The sequence below is a fragment of the Venenivibrio stagnispumantis genome (assembly GCF_900182795.1).
Classification (GTDB): Bacteria; Aquificota; Aquificia; order Aquificales; family Hydrogenothermaceae; genus Venenivibrio; species Venenivibrio stagnispumantis.
On record NZ_FXTX01000021.1, the window covers coordinates 1 to 15,830 of the forward strand.

The 15,830-nt window shown below is 29.0% G+C and carries 18 protein-coding genes; 6 read left to right on the forward strand and 12 right to left on the reverse strand.

Features of this window, described 5'->3' with window-relative positions; translation table 11 throughout:
- From QOR43_RS07370 to QOR43_RS07395, 6 genes are all read left to right on the forward strand, one after another.
- Window positions 1–290: AMP-binding enzyme (locus tag QOR43_RS07370; RefSeq protein ID WP_425609143.1), on the forward strand; the 290-nt coding region annotated here is incomplete at its 5' end.
- Window positions 291–404: 114 nt separating this feature from the next.
- On the forward strand, window positions 405–1,739 hold the full coding sequence (locus tag QOR43_RS07375) for an OprD family porin (RefSeq protein ID WP_265134388.1): 1,335 nt from the start codon (window positions 405–407) through the stop codon (window positions 1,737–1,739).
- 13 nt (window positions 1,740–1,752) lie between these two features.
- Entirely contained in the window at window positions 1,753–2,067 is a 315-nt protein-coding gene (locus tag QOR43_RS07380) for a DUF485 domain-containing protein (RefSeq protein WP_265134387.1), read from the forward strand.
- 4 nt (window positions 2,068–2,071) lie between these two features.
- Window positions 2,072–3,808 (forward strand): cation acetate symporter, encoded by a 1,737-nt coding sequence (locus tag QOR43_RS07385; RefSeq protein WP_265134386.1) that lies wholly within the window; start codon window positions 2,072–2,074, stop codon window positions 3,806–3,808.
- A gap of 48 nt (window positions 3,809–3,856) precedes the next feature.
- Window positions 3,857–5,641, forward strand: coding sequence for a putative nucleotidyltransferase substrate binding domain-containing protein (locus QOR43_RS07390; RefSeq protein WP_265134385.1), 1,785 nt, complete (start codon window positions 3,857–3,859; stop codon window positions 5,639–5,641).
- The gene (locus QOR43_RS07395) at window positions 5,638–6,246 is read left to right on the forward strand and encodes a 3'-5' exonuclease (protein ID WP_265134384.1); all 609 of its coding nucleotides are present in this window, start codon (window positions 5,638–5,640) and stop codon (window positions 6,244–6,246) included. The genes QOR43_RS07390 and QOR43_RS07395 overlap by 4 nt, the downstream gene beginning before the upstream one ends.
- Here the strand turns inward: QOR43_RS07395 and hemB are convergent.
- From hemB to QOR43_RS07455, 12 genes are read right to left on the reverse strand one after another with little or no spacing between them, the layout of a single operon-like run.
- Window positions 6,239–7,210 (reverse strand): porphobilinogen synthase, encoded by a 972-nt coding sequence (gene hemB, locus QOR43_RS07400; protein WP_265134383.1) that lies wholly within the window; start codon window positions 7,208–7,210, stop codon window positions 6,239–6,241. The two genes, QOR43_RS07395 and hemB, sit on opposite strands and share 8 nt — an antisense overlap.
- A gap of 12 nt (window positions 7,211–7,222) precedes the next feature.
- Window positions 7,223–7,651, reverse strand: a complete 429-nt coding sequence (locus tag QOR43_RS07405) for a glycine zipper 2TM domain-containing protein (RefSeq protein ID WP_265134382.1) — start codon at window positions 7,649–7,651, stop codon at window positions 7,223–7,225.
- Window positions 7,652–7,655: 4 nt separating this feature from the next.
- Window positions 7,656–8,369 carry an RsmE family RNA methyltransferase gene (locus QOR43_RS07410; protein ID WP_265134381.1) on the reverse strand — a complete coding sequence of 238 codons (714 nt, stop codon included), beginning with the start codon at window positions 8,367–8,369 and terminating at the stop codon, window positions 7,656–7,658.
- A gap of 3 nt (window positions 8,370–8,372) precedes the next feature.
- On the reverse strand, window positions 8,373–9,200 hold the full coding sequence (locus QOR43_RS07415) for a metal ABC transporter permease (protein WP_283571465.1): 828 nt from the start codon (window positions 9,198–9,200) through the stop codon (window positions 8,373–8,375).
- Complete coding sequence (locus tag QOR43_RS07420) at window positions 9,179–9,379, reverse strand: hypothetical protein (protein WP_265134378.1); 201 nt, start codon at window positions 9,377–9,379, stop codon at window positions 9,179–9,181. The genes QOR43_RS07415 and QOR43_RS07420 overlap by 22 nt, the downstream gene beginning before the upstream one ends.
- Window positions 9,376–10,137, reverse strand: a complete 762-nt coding sequence (locus QOR43_RS07425) for a metal ABC transporter ATP-binding protein (protein ID WP_265134376.1) — start codon at window positions 10,135–10,137, stop codon at window positions 9,376–9,378. Before QOR43_RS07425 ends, QOR43_RS07420 begins: the two co-directional genes overlap by 4 nt.
- Window positions 10,134–11,141, reverse strand: a complete 1,008-nt coding sequence (locus QOR43_RS07430) for a TdeIII family type II restriction endonuclease (protein ID WP_265134374.1) — start codon at window positions 11,139–11,141, stop codon at window positions 10,134–10,136. The genes QOR43_RS07425 and QOR43_RS07430 overlap by 4 nt, the downstream gene beginning before the upstream one ends.
- Window positions 11,138–12,700 carry a site-specific DNA-methyltransferase gene (locus QOR43_RS07435; RefSeq protein ID WP_265134373.1) on the reverse strand — a complete coding sequence of 521 codons (1,563 nt, stop codon included), beginning with the start codon at window positions 12,698–12,700 and terminating at the stop codon, window positions 11,138–11,140. The genes QOR43_RS07430 and QOR43_RS07435 overlap by 4 nt, the downstream gene beginning before the upstream one ends.
- 1 nt (window position 12,701) lies before the next feature.
- Window positions 12,702–13,730 carry a zinc-binding dehydrogenase gene (locus QOR43_RS07440; RefSeq protein ID WP_265134372.1) on the reverse strand — a complete coding sequence of 343 codons (1,029 nt, stop codon included), beginning with the start codon at window positions 13,728–13,730 and terminating at the stop codon, window positions 12,702–12,704.
- On the reverse strand, window positions 13,727–14,383 hold the full coding sequence (gene cmk, locus QOR43_RS07445) for a (d)CMP kinase (protein WP_265134371.1): 657 nt from the start codon (window positions 14,381–14,383) through the stop codon (window positions 13,727–13,729). Before cmk ends, QOR43_RS07440 begins: the two co-directional genes overlap by 4 nt.
- Complete coding sequence (locus QOR43_RS07450; protein ID WP_265134370.1) at window positions 14,380–15,129, reverse strand: HAD-IA family hydrolase; 750 nt, start codon at window positions 15,127–15,129, stop codon at window positions 14,380–14,382. The genes cmk and QOR43_RS07450 overlap by 4 nt, the downstream gene beginning before the upstream one ends.
- A complete protein-coding gene (locus QOR43_RS07455; RefSeq protein ID WP_265134369.1) occupies window positions 15,126–15,827 on the reverse strand; it encodes a polysaccharide deacetylase family protein in 702 nt (233 codons plus the stop codon). Before QOR43_RS07455 ends, QOR43_RS07450 begins: the two co-directional genes overlap by 4 nt.
- Window positions 15,828–15,830: the final 3 nt, after the last annotated feature.

Genomic DNA, 15,830 nt, shown 5'->3' on the forward strand with positions numbered 1-15,830 from the left:
TGGAACATCCTGCAGTAGCAGAAGCAGCAGTAATAGGAAAACCACACAATATAAAAGGAGAATCAATAAAAGCATTTGTGATATTAAAAGAAGGAATTCAGCCTTCAGAGGAGTTAAAAGAGAGAATAAAAGATACGGTAAAAGAGATACTTGGAGCTATAGCAGTGCCGGATGAGATAGAGTTTGTAGATAAATTGCCAAAAACAAGAAGTGGAAAGATAATGAGAAGATTATTAAAAGCAAGGGAACTTGGTCTTGAGCTTGGAGATACTTCTACCCTTGAAGAATAATTGTTTTGTAAGGGAGCATATTTGCTCCCTTATTATTTTTGTTTTATTTAATAAAAATATAACAAGGTTTTACAAAATTTTATAAAACATTATTTTAAAAGGAGGTATTTTAAGATGAAAAAGTTAGCTGTAGCAACATTAATTGCTGGGGTGGCTACCCAATCTTTTGCAGCAACAGATTTAGAATCTGCCTTTAAAGAGGCTAAACTACTTGGGCAGATTAGGGCTTTTTACATTGATAGAAATTATGAAAGTGGAGGAAATGACAGGTCTGCTTTTGCTATCGGTGGTAAAGCCGGTTTTGAAACTGCTCCTGTTTATGGTTTAAAAGCCGGAGTAATGTTTTACACAACTAATGGTATTGATGCCCACAGAACAGATAATGGAGTATTAAATAAGCATTTAGACTCTTCTTTATTTGGTAAAGATAAAAAAAGCACTACTTATGTAGGTCAGTTATATTTGCAATATGATATAAATAAAACCACATTGAAGATAGGTAGACAGGAAATAAATACTCCTCTTGCAGGAATGGATGATGCAAGAATGCTTCCTAATTTATTTGAAGGGGCATTAATCACAAATAAATCCTTAGATAAAACAACTTTAATCTTAGGACATTTCTGGAATATGGCTTATGGAACATTTGCAAATGCTTATAGTGCATGCTCATATCTTGGTTTACAATCAGGTTATGGATGTGGAGGATATACATCTTTAAATGTTGGACTTGCAAAATATGATACCGGTAATTTTATGAATATGGGTAAACAAGCCATAGGAAAAAGCAATGCCGGTGTCACAGTTCTTGCAGCTATATATGAAGGAATACCTAACTTAAAACTCCAGTTTTGGGATTATTATGCATGGGATATGTTAAATGCAGTTTATTTACAGGGAGATTATACATTTAATGTTGCAAATATGAAAACAACAGTATCAGCTCAGTATATAAATGAAACAAATGTAGGAAATAATATTAAAAAAGTATTCGGTAAAGAAGTAGGAGCTAATTTATTTGGTGCAAAAATAAATGTTAATCCTGTTTCTTCTTTAAATGTATATGCAGCATGGTCAACAACAGGCAAAGATGAAGGAAAATTATTAAATGGTGGTTTAGTAACTCCTTGGGGTGGAACACCTGGATTTGTGCAAGGAACTGTTACAAGACTTGGTTATGTAGCAGATACTACAGCTTGGAAAGTAGGAGCAAGTTATGACATTATTAAAGGATTAAATCTTCATGTAGCATATTCTTACTTTAATGTTGGTAATAAAGCTGTATATGCTTCAAGAACCCACGATGCATCTGAAACAGACTGGGACATCACTTATAAATGCAGATTAATTAAAAATTTAGAATGGAAAGCCAGAGGAATATATACATGGAATTTTGTGCCGGGACAAAACTTTACAGAATATAGATTAATAGCAAATTATAACTTCTAAAAGGAGGTATGCCATGGATTACAAATTAGTGGAAAAAATTAAATCATTGCCGGAGTTTCAAAAGCTAGTAGCAGAAAGGAATAAAATTATGATAACCCTGACTGCCATTGAGCTTATTGTTTATTTTGGATTTATTTTGCTTGTAGCATTTAATAAAGAATTTCTTGCTACAAAGCTCGGAGATGGTGTTACAACAATAGGTATTCCTATTGGTATTGGTGTAATTGTTATATCTTTTTTACTTACCGGAGTATATGTTTATATAGCAAATAAAGAGTATGATGAATTATCAGAAAAAATTAAAGAAAAAGTAAAAAAGGAGGTATAATCAGATGCTTTCAAAGAGAGGGATATTTTTTTACTTAGCAAGTTTGGCAGTTGTAGCTTTGGCTTTTGCTGCCGGAGTTGAAGGAGAAGTAAAAAAGCAACCGGTAAATATGAATGCAATTATAATGTTCCTCATATTTGTAGCTGCTACACTTGGAATAACATATTGGGCAGCAAAGAGAACCAGAACAGCTAAGGATTTCTATACAGCAGGTGGTGGTATTACCGGTTTTCAAAATGGTCTTGCTATTGCAGGTGATTTTATGTCAGCTGCAAGCTTCCTTGGTATAGCAGGTCTTGTTTATAAATCCGGTTATGATGGATTATTATACTCAATCGGTTTCTTAGTCGGTTGGCCTATTGTTATGTTTTTACTTTCAGAACCTCTTAGAAATTTGGGTAAATATACATTTGCAGATGTCACTTCTTTCAGACTTGAACAAAGAAGAATAAGAATTCTTGCATCTCTTGGTTCTATTTCGGTTGTAATCTTTTATCTTATTGCTCAGATGGTTGGTGCAGGAAAATTAATTCAGCTTCTATTTGGCTTACCATATTCTACCGCAATTATAATAGTAGGAACGCTTATGATTATATATGTTACTTTTGGTGGAATGCTTGCAACAACATGGATACAGATAGTTAAAGCAATTTTATTACTTGGTGGTGCTTCTTTTATGGCTTTAATGGTTTTAATGCATTTTGGATTTAGCTTTACAGAGTTATTCCGCACAGCTACTCAGGTTCATGCAAAAGGTGAAGCTATAATGGCTCCCGGTGGACTTGTATCTGACCCTCTTAATGCTATATCTCTTGGGCTTGCACTTATGTTTGGAACAGCCGGATTACCTCACATACTTATGAGATTTTTCACAGTTCCAAATGCAAAAGAAGCAAGAAAATCAGTTTTCTTTGCTACCGGATTTATAGGATATTTCTATATTCTTACATTCATAATAGGATTTGGTGCTATCGCTTTATTTGTAAATCATCCTGAATTTTTCACAAATGCAAAACAGATTGTAGTTGATGGTATAACAAAAATAGTATCTGCAACTGATGAAACTAAAAACCTTATCGGAGATAAAAAAGCATTAATCGGTGGAGAAAATATGACTGCAATTCATTTGGCAAATGCTGTTGGTGGTAGTGTATTCATGGGATTTATTTCAGCTGTTGCTTTTGCTACAATCTTAGCAGTTGTAGCCGGATTAACCCTTGCCGGTGCTTCCACAATATCCCACGACCTTTATGCTAATGTAATAGGAAAAGGTAAAATAGATGAACAAACAGAAATGAAAGTTTCTAAAATAACAACATTTATTATAGGTATTCTTGCTATCTTACTTGGAATAGCTTTTGAAAAACAAAACGTTGCATTTATGGTTGGTCTTGCATTTGCTATTGCAGCATCTGTTAACTTCCCAATATTATTGTTATCTATATACTGGAAAGGATTGACAACAAGAGGAGCTTTCTGGGGTGGTCTTACAGGACTTGTTATAGCTATAGTATTAATTATAATCAGCCCGGCAGTTTGGAAAGATGTTCTCGGAAATCCTGATGGCTTAATTAAACTCAAAAATCCGGCTATATTCTCTATGACAGCTACATTTATAGTAGCTTACATAATATCTAAACTTGATAACTCTGAAAGAGCTAAAATAGATAAAGAAGGATTTGAGCCACAATATGTAAGGTCTCAAACCGGAATAGGTGCAGAAGGAGCCGTTTCACATTAATTTATAAAGGGGAGCTTTTAGCTCCCTATTTTTAACAAAGAGGAAAAAATGAGTTTAGCAGATATTAAACTATATTTAAAAAGCACAACACCATACCAATTTTTAACAGAAAACCAGTTAGATAAAATAATAAACAATACGGATATTGTTTATCTGAAAGAAAATAAACAGGTAGAAGATACAGAGAACAATATTTATATAGTTTTGAAAGGCTTAATAGTAGAGATAGATAAAGAAGGAAAAGAAGTTGAATATTATCCAAAAGATGCCACATTTGATATAAAATCAATAAAAAATGGAAATTCAGAAAATATATTTGTGGCCAAAGAAGAAGCTATTTTATACAAAATTCCAAAAACTATAATCAAACAAATATTTGAAGAAAATAAAGAATTTCAAAATTATTTCTTAAAATCATTATCCGAAAGGTTAAGCTCATTATCCCAAACAGACACATATCTATTCTCAAAAATAAAAAATATACCTTTTTCAAAACCAGTTATTTTAGATAAAAATCTACCAATAATAGAAGCAGTAAAAGAGATGGATAAACAAAAAGCCACATCTATAATTGTAGATTTTGGAGAAAATTATGGAATAATAACAGATTCCGATTTACGAAAGAAAGTTATAATAGCCCAAAAAGATATAAATCTACCGATAGAAGAGATAGCAAATAAAAATTTAATATCTGTAAATATAGATGATTTTTTATTTGATGCTATAATGAAAATGATAAAACATAATATAAAAAGAGTAGTAATAGAAGATAAAGGAAAAATTGTTGGAATACTAAATGAAACAGATTTATTAACTCTTTATTCAAATCAACCACAATTTTTAGCCTTAAAAATAGAAAAAGCCTCTTCCTTAGAAGAAGTAAAAAATATATCAGAAGGAATGATAAATGTTGTAAATCTACTTTTAAAAGAAGGAATTAGAATAAGACATATAATGAAATTTGTAACAGAAATCAATATAAAAATATACAAAAAAGTTTTTAATCTATTAGCTGATGAAGAGATAAAAAATAATGTGGCCCTTATAATAATGGGTAGTGAAGGAAGAAAAGAGCAGATATTAAAAACAGACCAAGATAATGGATTGATATTAAAAGATGGATTTAATAAAGATTTAGAAGAGTTTGCAAATAAATTTACACAAAGTTTGATATATCTTGGTTATCCACCATGTGATGGAAATGTTATGGTATCAAATAAAGAATTTAGAAAAAAATTATCCGAATACAAAGAAGATATTTTAAAATGGATAGATAAACATGAAAAATATCTAAATTTATCAATAATGATAGATATATTACCTATTGATGGAGAAGAATATTTAGCAGAAGAATTAAGAGAATATATATTTGATGTTTTAAATGAAAATAGGTTAATTTTATCTCATTTTGCTCTTCCGGTTTTACAATTTAAAACACCTTTATCAATATTTGGAACATTTATAAAGGAAGAAAAAGATAAGATAGATATTAAAAAAGGTGGTATATTCCCTATTGTTCATGGAGTTAGAACATTGGCAGTAGAATACAGAATAAAAGAAACAAACACATTTGAAAGAATAAAACAGCTATCTGAGAAAAATTTATTCAATAGAGAGTTTGCAAGGGAATTAATAGAAGCTTATGAATTTATGCAAACATTGAGATTAAAAGCGAAAATAAAAAAGATAAAAGCTAATGAAAAACCTGATAATTATATAAATTTAAAAGATTTATCTAATATAGAAGCTGATATGCTTAAAGATTGCTTTAAAATAGTTAACAAATTTAAAGATTTTATAACAAATCATTATAAGCTAAATTATATATCATGAAGATTTTTGAAAGATTAAAAATAGAGTTTAAGAAAAAACAGCTTAAAAATAAAGATTATCTATTTTTGTTTGAAGAACCACCGGAAGATGAATTTGTGGCTTTTGATACGGAAACAACCGGATTAAACCCAAAAGAAGATGATATTCTCTCAATAGGAGCAGTTAAAATTAAGAATAATCAAATATTACTTTCTGAAAGATTTTACCAATTAGTAAAACCGGTAAAAGAAATTAATGAAGAAAGTATAAAAATCCATGGACTTAGAAAAAAAGATTTAGAAAATGGAATAGATGTTTATGAAGCTATTGATAAATTCGTCAGATTTGTAGGAAATAGAACTTTGGTAGGATATTATATAGAGTTTGACATAGCTATGATAAATAAATATTTTAAAAAATTATCCGGAACTACCCTTCCAAATAGATATATAGATATATCCGGACTTTATTATGATTATAAAATAGGAATAATTCCACAAGGAAATGTAGATTTAAGACTTGATACTATCATTAAAGATTTAGATATTCCAACTTTTGGAAAACATGATGCCTTAAATGATGCAATCATAACTGCAATGATATTTTTAAAATTAAAATCTATTTAATCATTTTTGCAATTTCTTTTGCGAAATAAGTAATAATTATATCCGCACCGGCTCTTTTAATTGCAGTGATTGTTTCAAGCATTACCTTTTTTTCATCTATCCAGCCAAGTTTTCCGGCAGCTTTTATCATAGAATACTCACCACTTACATTGTAAGCAGCAAGAGGAATATTAAAACTATCTTTTATTTCTCTTATTATATCAAGATATGCCAATGCCGGTTTAACCATTACTATATCTGCTCCCTCTTCTATATCAAGGGCTACTTCTCGTAAGGCTTCTAATCTATTTCCAATATCCATCTGATATGTTCTTCTATCTCCAAAAGCAGGTGTAGAATCTGCTGCTTCCCTAAATGGTCCATAGTAAGAAGAAGCATATTTTGCAGAATATGACATTATCGGAATATCATAATATCCGGCAGAATCTAAGGCTTCTCTTATTGCTTTTACAACTCCATCCATCATTCCTGATGGTGCTACCATATCTGCACCGGCTTTTGCATGAGAGATAACTTGTTTTTTTGTATTTTCAAGGGTGGCATCATTATCTACATCATGATTATGTAAAACTCCACAATGTCCATGGGAAGTATATTCACAAAAACAAACATCTGTAATAACATAAAGCTGAGGATAATTTTGTTTTATATATCTTATAGCCCTTTGTATAATACCTTCATCATTAAAGGTATCAGAACCTATCTCATCTTTATGAGAAGGAATACCGAATAATAAGATAGCAGGAATATTAAGCTCTACAACCTCATCAAGTTCCTTAGATAGATTATCTATTGAATATCTAAAAATGCCCGGCATAGAAGGTATCTCTTTTATTATATTTACACCATCTTCTACAAATATAGGATAAATAAGATTATCAACCGAAAGATGAGTTTCCCTTACAAGCCTTCTTATATTTTCATTTTTTCTTAATCTTCTAAGCCGGTTCGTAGGAAAAGCCATCTTAAAACTCCATTAATATTTGTTTTCTACCTTTGTACTTTCACAAACTTCTTTAATCTGTTCTTTGACTACTTTCCCATTTTCTATGATAGTTTCTTTAACTTTTTTACATTCTGTTCTTTGATTATTATCTATTGGTTCTGCTCTATACACTACTCTTCCATCTTCTGATGTATATTGGACAGGTCTTCCACTTTGTACTGCTTCAACTGCTCCTCTTTTTGATATCTCTGCTATTGTTGCTCCTGCAATTGCTCCAAGAACTCCACCTATAACGCCACCTTTCCATTTGTTATCATGTGTAAGGATTGCTCCGGCAGTTGCTCCTGTTACTGCACCGATAAGGCCACCTTCATAAGTTGTTTGGGAAGGTCTATAAGTTTCTGCACATGAAGTAATAAGCAATGCTGATACCACTGAAAATGCTATTAATTTTTTCATATTTTTAACCTCCAAACTTAAAATTAATCTGACATATACCTACTATTATAGCAGTTTCCATCCTTAAAATGTTATTACAAAGTTTTAATTTTTGAAATCCTTTTTTCAATAATAAATTTATCTCTTCTTCCGTAAAGCCACCTTCATTTCCTATAACAACAGCTATATCTGTTATATCTTTATTCATTTCTATATCATGCAAACTTTTTTCTCTCTCTTTTTCATAAAAAACAATTTTCAACTGATAGTTATCTATTATTTTATCCAATTTTATAGGTTTTTCAATAACAACAGGATAAACTCTTTTGCATTGTTTTATAGATTGGATTGCTATTTTTTTCCATTTTTCCAATTTTTTTATAACATCTTGCTCTTTTATTGCACAATTTTTAGTTATTACCGGAACAAATTTATAGACTCCAAGCTGAGATATATTATCTATAATTTCATCAATTTTAGAAAGTTGATAAGGAACTGCTAAATAAAGAGTTGTTTTTAATTTTTCTTCTTCTTGCTGAATTTTTTCAATAATTTCCAGTTTTGCATATTTTTTATTAATTTCTATAATTTTTGCTTTGTATATATTTCCCTGTAAATCATTTATTTCTAATAAATCCCCTTCTTTTAATCTTTTAACTTTTATTGCATGGTGTAGCTCTTCATCTTCAAGATAAGCAATATTATCTTCAACTTTTGCTATGAATCTTGGAAGGCTCATTTTTTAATCCTTTATAACTATTTTTCTAAATATAAATACGATAAAAAATACTATTGAATAAATAAGAACAATTGTTGCTCCGGAAGGAAGATTATACTCAAAAGATACAAAGATACCAAGAAGAACCATTATTAAACTGATAATAACAGAAGATATTAATATTTTTTTATAATGCCAAAATATTTGAGAACTAACTGCTGCCGGAAGTATCATCATAGCAGATGAAAGTATTGTCCCTACAAGCTTAATAGATAAAACCGTAGCAATTGCAAGAATTGTAATCATCATATAGTAATAAAAATTAGTGTTTATACCACTGATATAAGCAAGTTCTTCATCAAAACAGCAATAAAGAATTTTCTTAAAAGAAAGCCATAAAAATATAAATGTAAATATTGAAAATAAAAGCAAAATATAAATATCTTCATCTGTTATGGTGAGTATATTCCCAAATAAAAATGCAAATAAATCAGAATTATAATTAGGTGCAAATGTTATAACAATAACTCCAAGAGCCATTGACATAGATAATAATATACCTATTGATATATCTTCATGGATATTTCCTTTTTTACTAATATATCCTATCAGTAGACCTATAAAAACTGCAAATAAAGAGCCTGTTAAACTTGGGGATATTCCTGCTACAAAACCAATAGCAAGACCACCAAATGCTGCATGGGATATTCCTATATTTATAAATGACCATTTTTTTATAACTATAAAAAGAGATAAAACAGATAGTAGTAAAGATAATAAAACTCCACCTATTATTGCATTTCTTATAAATGATATATCTAATAACTCCATTACTTCCTCTTTAAAATCCATCTTAAAATAAATATAATAACAATTCCGGCTACAATATTTGTAAAATTATACTCTATATTTGCATTGAAAATTGTGTTTATTGCCCATATCAATAAAACTACAATAGCAATATGAAATAATAAAGAAATTATTAATACTGCTATCACTACTAAAACTGAGATTAAAACTGCAATATTCATTTTAAGCTAAAATTTTGGCAAGTTATACATTCAGGTGAGTGGATAAGAAGTTTTACTTCTGAGCCATATAGATTAAATAATACATCTTTTTGTAAAAACTGCTGTGGTGGCCCAAAATAATGTAATTTTTTATTTAATCCAGCTACTTTATCTACAAAATTTCCAACAACACCAATATCATGTGATACCATAACTATTGTTATACCTTTTTCATCTCTTAATCTCTTTAAAAAATCATAAAATCCTTCCTGTGCAACAACATCTATTCCGGTTGAAGGTTCATCTAAAAACATAATCTTAGGCTCAGAGGCCAAAACCCTTGCAATTGATATTCTTTGTTTTTGTCCACCGGAAAGCTTAGAAAAAGGTTTATATTCAAAGCCGGACATACCTACATACTCAATATATTTTAATGCTTCTTTTCTCTTTTCTTTTTCGGACATTTTTTTATTTATCAACCCAAGCATAACCACATCTAATGCTGAGAAAGGAAAATCTATCTCATAATCAGCCCTTTGGGGTAAATATCCAATAATTCCTTCTTTTATGGCTTCTTTTATAGTTTTATCAAAAATTTTTATAATGCCTTTTTCCGGCTTTATTAATCCAAGTATAGTCCGGATTAATGTTGTTTTTCCACCACCATTAGGACCAACAATAGCAACAATTTCCCCTTCTTCTATCTGAATATTTATATCTTCTAAAATATACCTTCCACCTAAATAAACATACAAATCAAATATTTCAATCGCTTTCATAAATTTCCTTTTATTAATTTTTTTCTGTTAATATTGTATTTACCATCTTTAAATAACTCTTGATTTATTATTTTTGGATTTTTGGATTTCAAGTCTTCATAATTTTCAAATATTTTGATTTCATCTAATAAACACCACTCTTTTAAAATATTCATATATTTTTGCTTATCTTTTTCAAAATTTTGAGGATTGTTTATAAATTCATAATTTTCTAAAAAGTTTGGTGTTGCTATTTTATTTATAATTTCTAAAATCTTTTCCATTGTGTTTGTTTCTCCACTTAATCTATCCCATAATTCGCCTGCTAATAATACTTCTTCTGGTGCAAAATATTTTTCAAATTCTATTAGATGTTTCATAAATTTCTCTTTATCAAATCCTGTCGGGGTATCACTTAAAGGGTCAAATGGAAAACCTATAAAATACCTTATTTCTTTATCCGGATATTTAAGTTTTAAACATGCCTTTGCGGAAAGGATTTTTAATTTTTCTCCTCTCATTTCTCCGGCATTTGGACGAACTGATTTTAATTCAATGGCTTCTATATAGTCTTTTTCCATAATAAAAACATCAGCAGTAAAATCTAAAGCATTAACTAAATCTCCACCAATTTGGAATATTAATTTATTTTCTTCATTTAAATTTGGTTTTCTCTGTCCATTTTTTAGGTCTGTAATTATTTCTAAAATTGTATTTTGTTGTTTTTCTGTAATTTTGCATTTCTTGAAAGTTCTTTTTTCCCAATTACTTAATATATGAGCAACATTCTCAAAAAATGATTGTCCTAAGGTTGTATTTAACCCATGTAGCCAACTTGAAAGAGAAATAAAATAAGGAATATTATCAACATATTTTTCTATTTTATCTTTAAATGCATTTAGAAATGCTTCATGAAAAGGTGCATTTCTATTATTTTGACTATCTTCAGGAAAATTATCAAATCTTGCCTTTAAAACTCGTATAACTTCTAAAGCTATGAGTTGGCTTTTATTATCGTTTATCATTTGTATTTCCTCATAACAAAAACACTTTCATAATAAGCATTTTTATCCCTTGAAGTTCTATTTAGAACCGGTCTTTTATATTCTTCTATTATTTTTAATCCGACATTTTCTGCTATTTTTGGGTATAGATTATATTCATCATTTGCCACTATTATTATAATCGGATTATCCACCATATATTTAAGAGAATTTTTTAAAACTTGTGTTATCCCCTCAATATAACTTTCTCTTGCTTCTTTATCTTTACCTTTATATAAAGGCCCTATCTCAAGTTCATCTTTTCTTTCTATGCCAAAAAGTTCATAAGCATAAGCGTGCTGTTCATGATAATCAATCTGCCCTACATACGGGGGAGATGTAAATATTCCGGTTATCTTTTTATTTTTTAAAAGGTTATAAAAATCTTCATTTTTCTTTTTAATTTCTTCAAAAATATCTATACTTCTACTATCTCCCGTTAAAACTTCTTGATAAGCATCTGTTTTTATGCTTTGGTATTCTTGAATTCTTTCAATTGTATCATTTGCATACTTTTTAAATACTTGAATAAGAGAAAAAACAGGTTTGCATATTTTGAAATGTTTATAACAAAAATAAGGTGTATATTGAGGCTCTTTTAATCTGTCTAAATCCATGTGTGTTGTAGCCCTTACTGACCTCATAGTTCTGCTTAAAATAACCATTAAACTCTTTTTAATATTTTTATCTTCAATATTTTGAATAATACTTAAAATTTTTTGTGCTTCCTCTCTAACAGTTGGAATATACCATTTATCTAAAAATGAATTTTCATTTGTTTGATTTAAAAGAATGTTGTATTTTTTTATCAAATTTTGATAAATATCTGAAATTTCATTCTGTTTCGCCATTAAATAATCTTTATCAATCTTACCTTCTCTAAATTTTTTCTTAAATTCCGGTGATGGAAAATTAATTTTATTAAATTCTTCAAGATATTTTTTTATCTCTTTTTCAAATTCTATAATTTGATTATTTTTTTCATAATTTTTTAGAATTTTTAAAATGTTGTTTATTACTTTTTGGAGTTCCGATATATTTACTCTGCTAAATTTAACTTCTGTGATAATTGTATTAAATTCCGATATATCTATTCCTATGCTATGAATATTCATTTCATTAGCTTGAATTAATGTTGTTCCGCTACCTACAAAAGGGTCAAGGATGATGTCACCTTCCTTAAAGAATTTACTTAAAAAGTATTCAACAAGTTGGGGAATAAATTTACCTTTATAAGGATGTAATCTATGGACATGTTTTGTTCTTTCTTTTTCAGATAACCAATCAAAAGACAAATCCCAACTAATATCTTTGCCGAGTTTTTCTTTTATTTTTTGTTCTTTATTTAAGATATTTCTTTCATAATATTCTTTTAATTCTTTCAAGGAAACTAATATATTCCCATTTTTACTATATTTGTTTATTCTTCCATAGTTAATTAAATAAGAAATATTGCTTTCGGTAATTTTTTTATTCAAAAATTCAGTTGCCCATTTAGAAGCTTCTTTTAATGTTAAAAATTCTTTCTCTAAGGTGTTCATTTTATTCAACCTTTACTACTATTTTTCCGAAAAACTGTCTGCTTAACATTTTTTCGTAAGCTTTTTGCACCTGCTCCAATGGATATACACTATCTATAACCGGTCTTAATTTATCAGGAAATAGTTTTAATAGTTTGCTAAATTCTGATTTTGTTCCCATATATACGCCGTGGATTGTTAAATTTTTTCCGAAAATATATCTTAAATTTATATTAACTTCTGCACCGGTAGTTGTTCCAAATGTTATAACTCTACCACCTTTTTTAGCACAAGACAAAGATTTACTAAAACTTTCTGCTCCTATATGGTCTATTACAATATCACAACCTTCTCCATTTGTTATTTCTTTTACTTCTTTGACAAAATCTTGTTTTTTATAATTTATTACATAATCGGCTCCCATCTCTTTTAGTTTTGGGATTTTCCAGTCGTCGCCTACTGTGGTTATTATTTTTGCATTATATAATTTTGCTATCTGAATACCGGCAGTGCCTACACCGGAAGCTCCTCCATGGATTAAAACCGTATCTCCTTGCTCTATTTTTCCTCTTGTTATAAGAGAATGCCTCATTGTTATATATGTAATTCCAATACTTGCTCCTTCTTCAAAAGTTAGCCCTTCCGGTTTTTTAAATACATTTATTGCAGGAACTTTTACATATTCTGCAGAAACTCCATCATCTATTGTCCCGAGAGGTCTAAACTCTTTACATTCATTATCTTTCCCTGACAGGCATTTTTCACAATATCCACAAGATAATCCGGAATAAACTATAACTTCATCACCAACTTTTATATTTTTAACATTTTTTCCTACTTCCACTACGATGCCGGAAGCATCTGAACCAAATATATGAGGAAGCTTTATCTCCATAGGATACATACCATTCATTACCCATATATCAAGATGATTTAAAGAAAAAGCTTTTACATTTACAAGAACTTCATTTTCATTTATTTGAGGCTTTGGTAAATCTCCAATTTTTATAGCTTTGTATCCTTCTAATTTTTCATAAAAAGCTGCTTTCATTCCTTTGCCTCCTTCTTTTTAACAATCTCAATGATAAAATCAATAACTTCATCTATTGTTTTATCTGTTGTATCTATTATTATTGATTCTTCTGTTGGTCTAAGTGGTGATTCTTTTCTTTCCATATCAAGTTTATCTCTTTCTATTACTTTTTGTAAAATATGTTCATAAGGGACATTAAAACCTTTTTGTTTTAGCTGTTCTACTCTCCTTTTTGCTCTCACCTGCTGAGATGCTGTCATAAATATCTTTATATCTGCATCCGGAAATACAACAGTTGCAGTATCTCTTCCTTCTATTACTACATTTTTTGCTTTTTTTCCTATTTCCCTTTGTAAATTTACAAGAATTTTTCTAACTTCTTTAAATCTTGCTATTTGAGAAGCTAAATGTCCTATTTCTTCTGTTCTTATCAAATCTGATACATCTTCAGAATTTAGATAAACTTTCTCATCTTCTAAATATATATCTATATTTTCCATTGCCTTTACTATGGCAGGTTCTTCTAAGGGGATATGGTTTCTTAAAACATACAAAGCAACTGTTCTATACATTGCTCCGGTATCTACATAGGTATATCCGAGTTTCTTTGCTAATAGTTTTGCAATTGTGCTTTTTCCGCTTCCTGCATGTCCATCTATCGCTATAATCATTTTATTACCTCTAAAATATCCTCAGGTTTTTCTACCTTTAAATCATTTTGTATATCTTTATTATGTTGATTTTGGTATAAAATAAAAATGATATTTTTCATTTCTTCTTTATTAAAATTATCCACCATCTGCTTGTCTGCTTTTGTATCTCCGATATAATAAACAGGCTCTTTATAACTATACCTACAAAAAAATAGTTTTAAAGGATAAGAAGAAGGTTTTCTTAAATGGGTATCCGGTATATCATCTTCTGTTATTATATAATCAAAATATTTATATAAATCAAAAAGTTTAAAAGAATAATCCAAATCTGCAAAAGGTCTTCCGGTAATAACTCCCATAATTTCTGATTTTTCCCTGAGTTTTTGGAGAACATTATGGGGAATTATAAGTTCTTCTTTATCCCTGTAAATATGATACTTTGATTCAAAATAATCAATAACTTCTTTATAATCAGGTAGGTTTATATTATAATTTTTTGCAAATTTATACATATCTTCTATATTTTTGCTGTAATCTTTAAATATATCTTTAAACTCTTTTAAATTTTTACCGGATTTTTTGTATAAAATACCGGCAACAGAAGCATCCCAATCATTATTTATTGCAAAACTTAATTTTATATCAATCAACTCTTTTAAATCCGAAATTTTTCCTGAAAAATGCTCTACCGTATCTTTTATAGAGTAATGATAAGATTTAGTAACATCTATTAAAACCCCATCAACATCAAATATTACAATCATTCACTCCTCACCGTTTTTAATATAAATTTTGGCAAATATGTATTTCCGAAAATATTTATCCTTTTTAGCTGAAATCTATCTTCACTATCTTTTATCTTTCCATCTTTTGTAGTAAAAGCATATTTATATCCGGCTTCTTCTACCATTTTTGCTATATCTTGATTATAATCACCATAAGGATAACAAAATGTTTCTATAGCTACACCGAGTTTATCTTCCAATAATTTTTTTGAGTAATCTATCTCTTTTTTTGCTTCTTCTTTTGATATTTTCGTTAAAAATGGATGGTTTAAAGTATGGGAACCAATAATAAATCCTTTTTTTATCAAAAATCTCAAATCTTCCAAATCCATCAGATATTTTTTAACATTTAAAACTTTATAATCCCATCTGTTGAAATTTCCTATTTCATTAGCTACCACAAAAATAATAGCTTTATAGCCGTATTCTTCAATCGTAGGATATGCATTTTGTATAAAATCTTTATATCCATCATCAAATGTAAGCAGGACAATTTTTTTTTCATAATTTTTTTCTAAATCTATATTTAATAAGTTATCTTTACCGGATATTGATTTATAACCGAGTTTTGAGAGTATATACAGCTGTCTTTTAAACATAGAAGGTTTTAAATATAATGTTTTTAATTTTGCTTCTTTTGGTGGTTTATCAATATTATGATACATATAAGCAATCATTTT

Bases quoted from the DNA above. Each gene is read 5' to 3' on its own strand.
- QOR43_RS07375 (WP_265134388.1), top strand. From the start codon at position 405: ATGAAAAAGTTAGCTGTAGCAACATTAATTGCTGGGGTGGCTACCCAA.
- QOR43_RS07380 (WP_265134387.1), top strand. From the start codon at position 1,753: ATGGATTACAAATTAGTGGAAAAAATTAAATCATTGCCGGAGTTTCAA.
- QOR43_RS07385 (WP_265134386.1), top strand. From the start codon at position 2,072: ATGCTTTCAAAGAGAGGGATATTTTTTTACTTAGCAAGTTTGGCAGTT.
- QOR43_RS07390 (WP_265134385.1), top strand. From the start codon at position 3,857: ATGAGTTTAGCAGATATTAAACTATATTTAAAAAGCACAACACCATAC.
- QOR43_RS07395 (WP_265134384.1), top strand. From the start codon at position 5,638: ATGAAGATTTTTGAAAGATTAAAAATAGAGTTTAAGAAAAAACAGCTT.
- hemB (WP_265134383.1), bottom strand. From the start codon at position 7,210: ATGGCTTTTCCTACGAACCGGCTTAGAAGATTAAGAAAAAATGAAAAT.
- QOR43_RS07405 (WP_265134382.1), bottom strand. From the start codon at position 7,651: ATGAAAAAATTAATAGCATTTTCAGTGGTATCAGCATTGCTTATTACT.
- QOR43_RS07410 (WP_265134381.1), bottom strand. From the start codon at position 8,369: ATGAGCCTTCCAAGATTCATAGCAAAAGTTGAAGATAATATTGCTTAT.
- QOR43_RS07415 (WP_283571465.1), bottom strand. From the start codon at position 9,200: ATGGATTTTAAAGAGGAAGTAATGGAGTTATTAGATATATCATTTATA.
- QOR43_RS07420 (WP_265134378.1), bottom strand. From the start codon at position 9,379: ATGAATATTGCAGTTTTAATCTCAGTTTTAGTAGTGATAGCAGTATTA.
- QOR43_RS07425 (WP_265134376.1), bottom strand. From the start codon at position 10,137: ATGAAAGCGATTGAAATATTTGATTTGTATGTTTATTTAGGTGGAAGG.
- QOR43_RS07430 (WP_265134374.1), bottom strand. From the start codon at position 11,141: ATGATAAACGATAATAAAAGCCAACTCATAGCTTTAGAAGTTATACGA.
- QOR43_RS07435 (WP_265134373.1), bottom strand. From the start codon at position 12,700: ATGAACACCTTAGAGAAAGAATTTTTAACATTAAAAGAAGCTTCTAAA.
- QOR43_RS07440 (WP_265134372.1), bottom strand. From the start codon at position 13,730: ATGAAAGCAGCTTTTTATGAAAAATTAGAAGGATACAAAGCTATAAAA.
- cmk (WP_265134371.1), bottom strand. From the start codon at position 14,383: ATGATTATAGCGATAGATGGACATGCAGGAAGCGGAAAAAGCACAATT.
- QOR43_RS07450 (WP_265134370.1), bottom strand. From the start codon at position 15,129: ATGATTGTAATATTTGATGTTGATGGGGTTTTAATAGATGTTACTAAA.
- QOR43_RS07455 (WP_265134369.1), bottom strand. From the start codon at position 15,827: ATGATTGCTTATATGTATCATAATATTGATAAACCACCAAAAGAAGCA.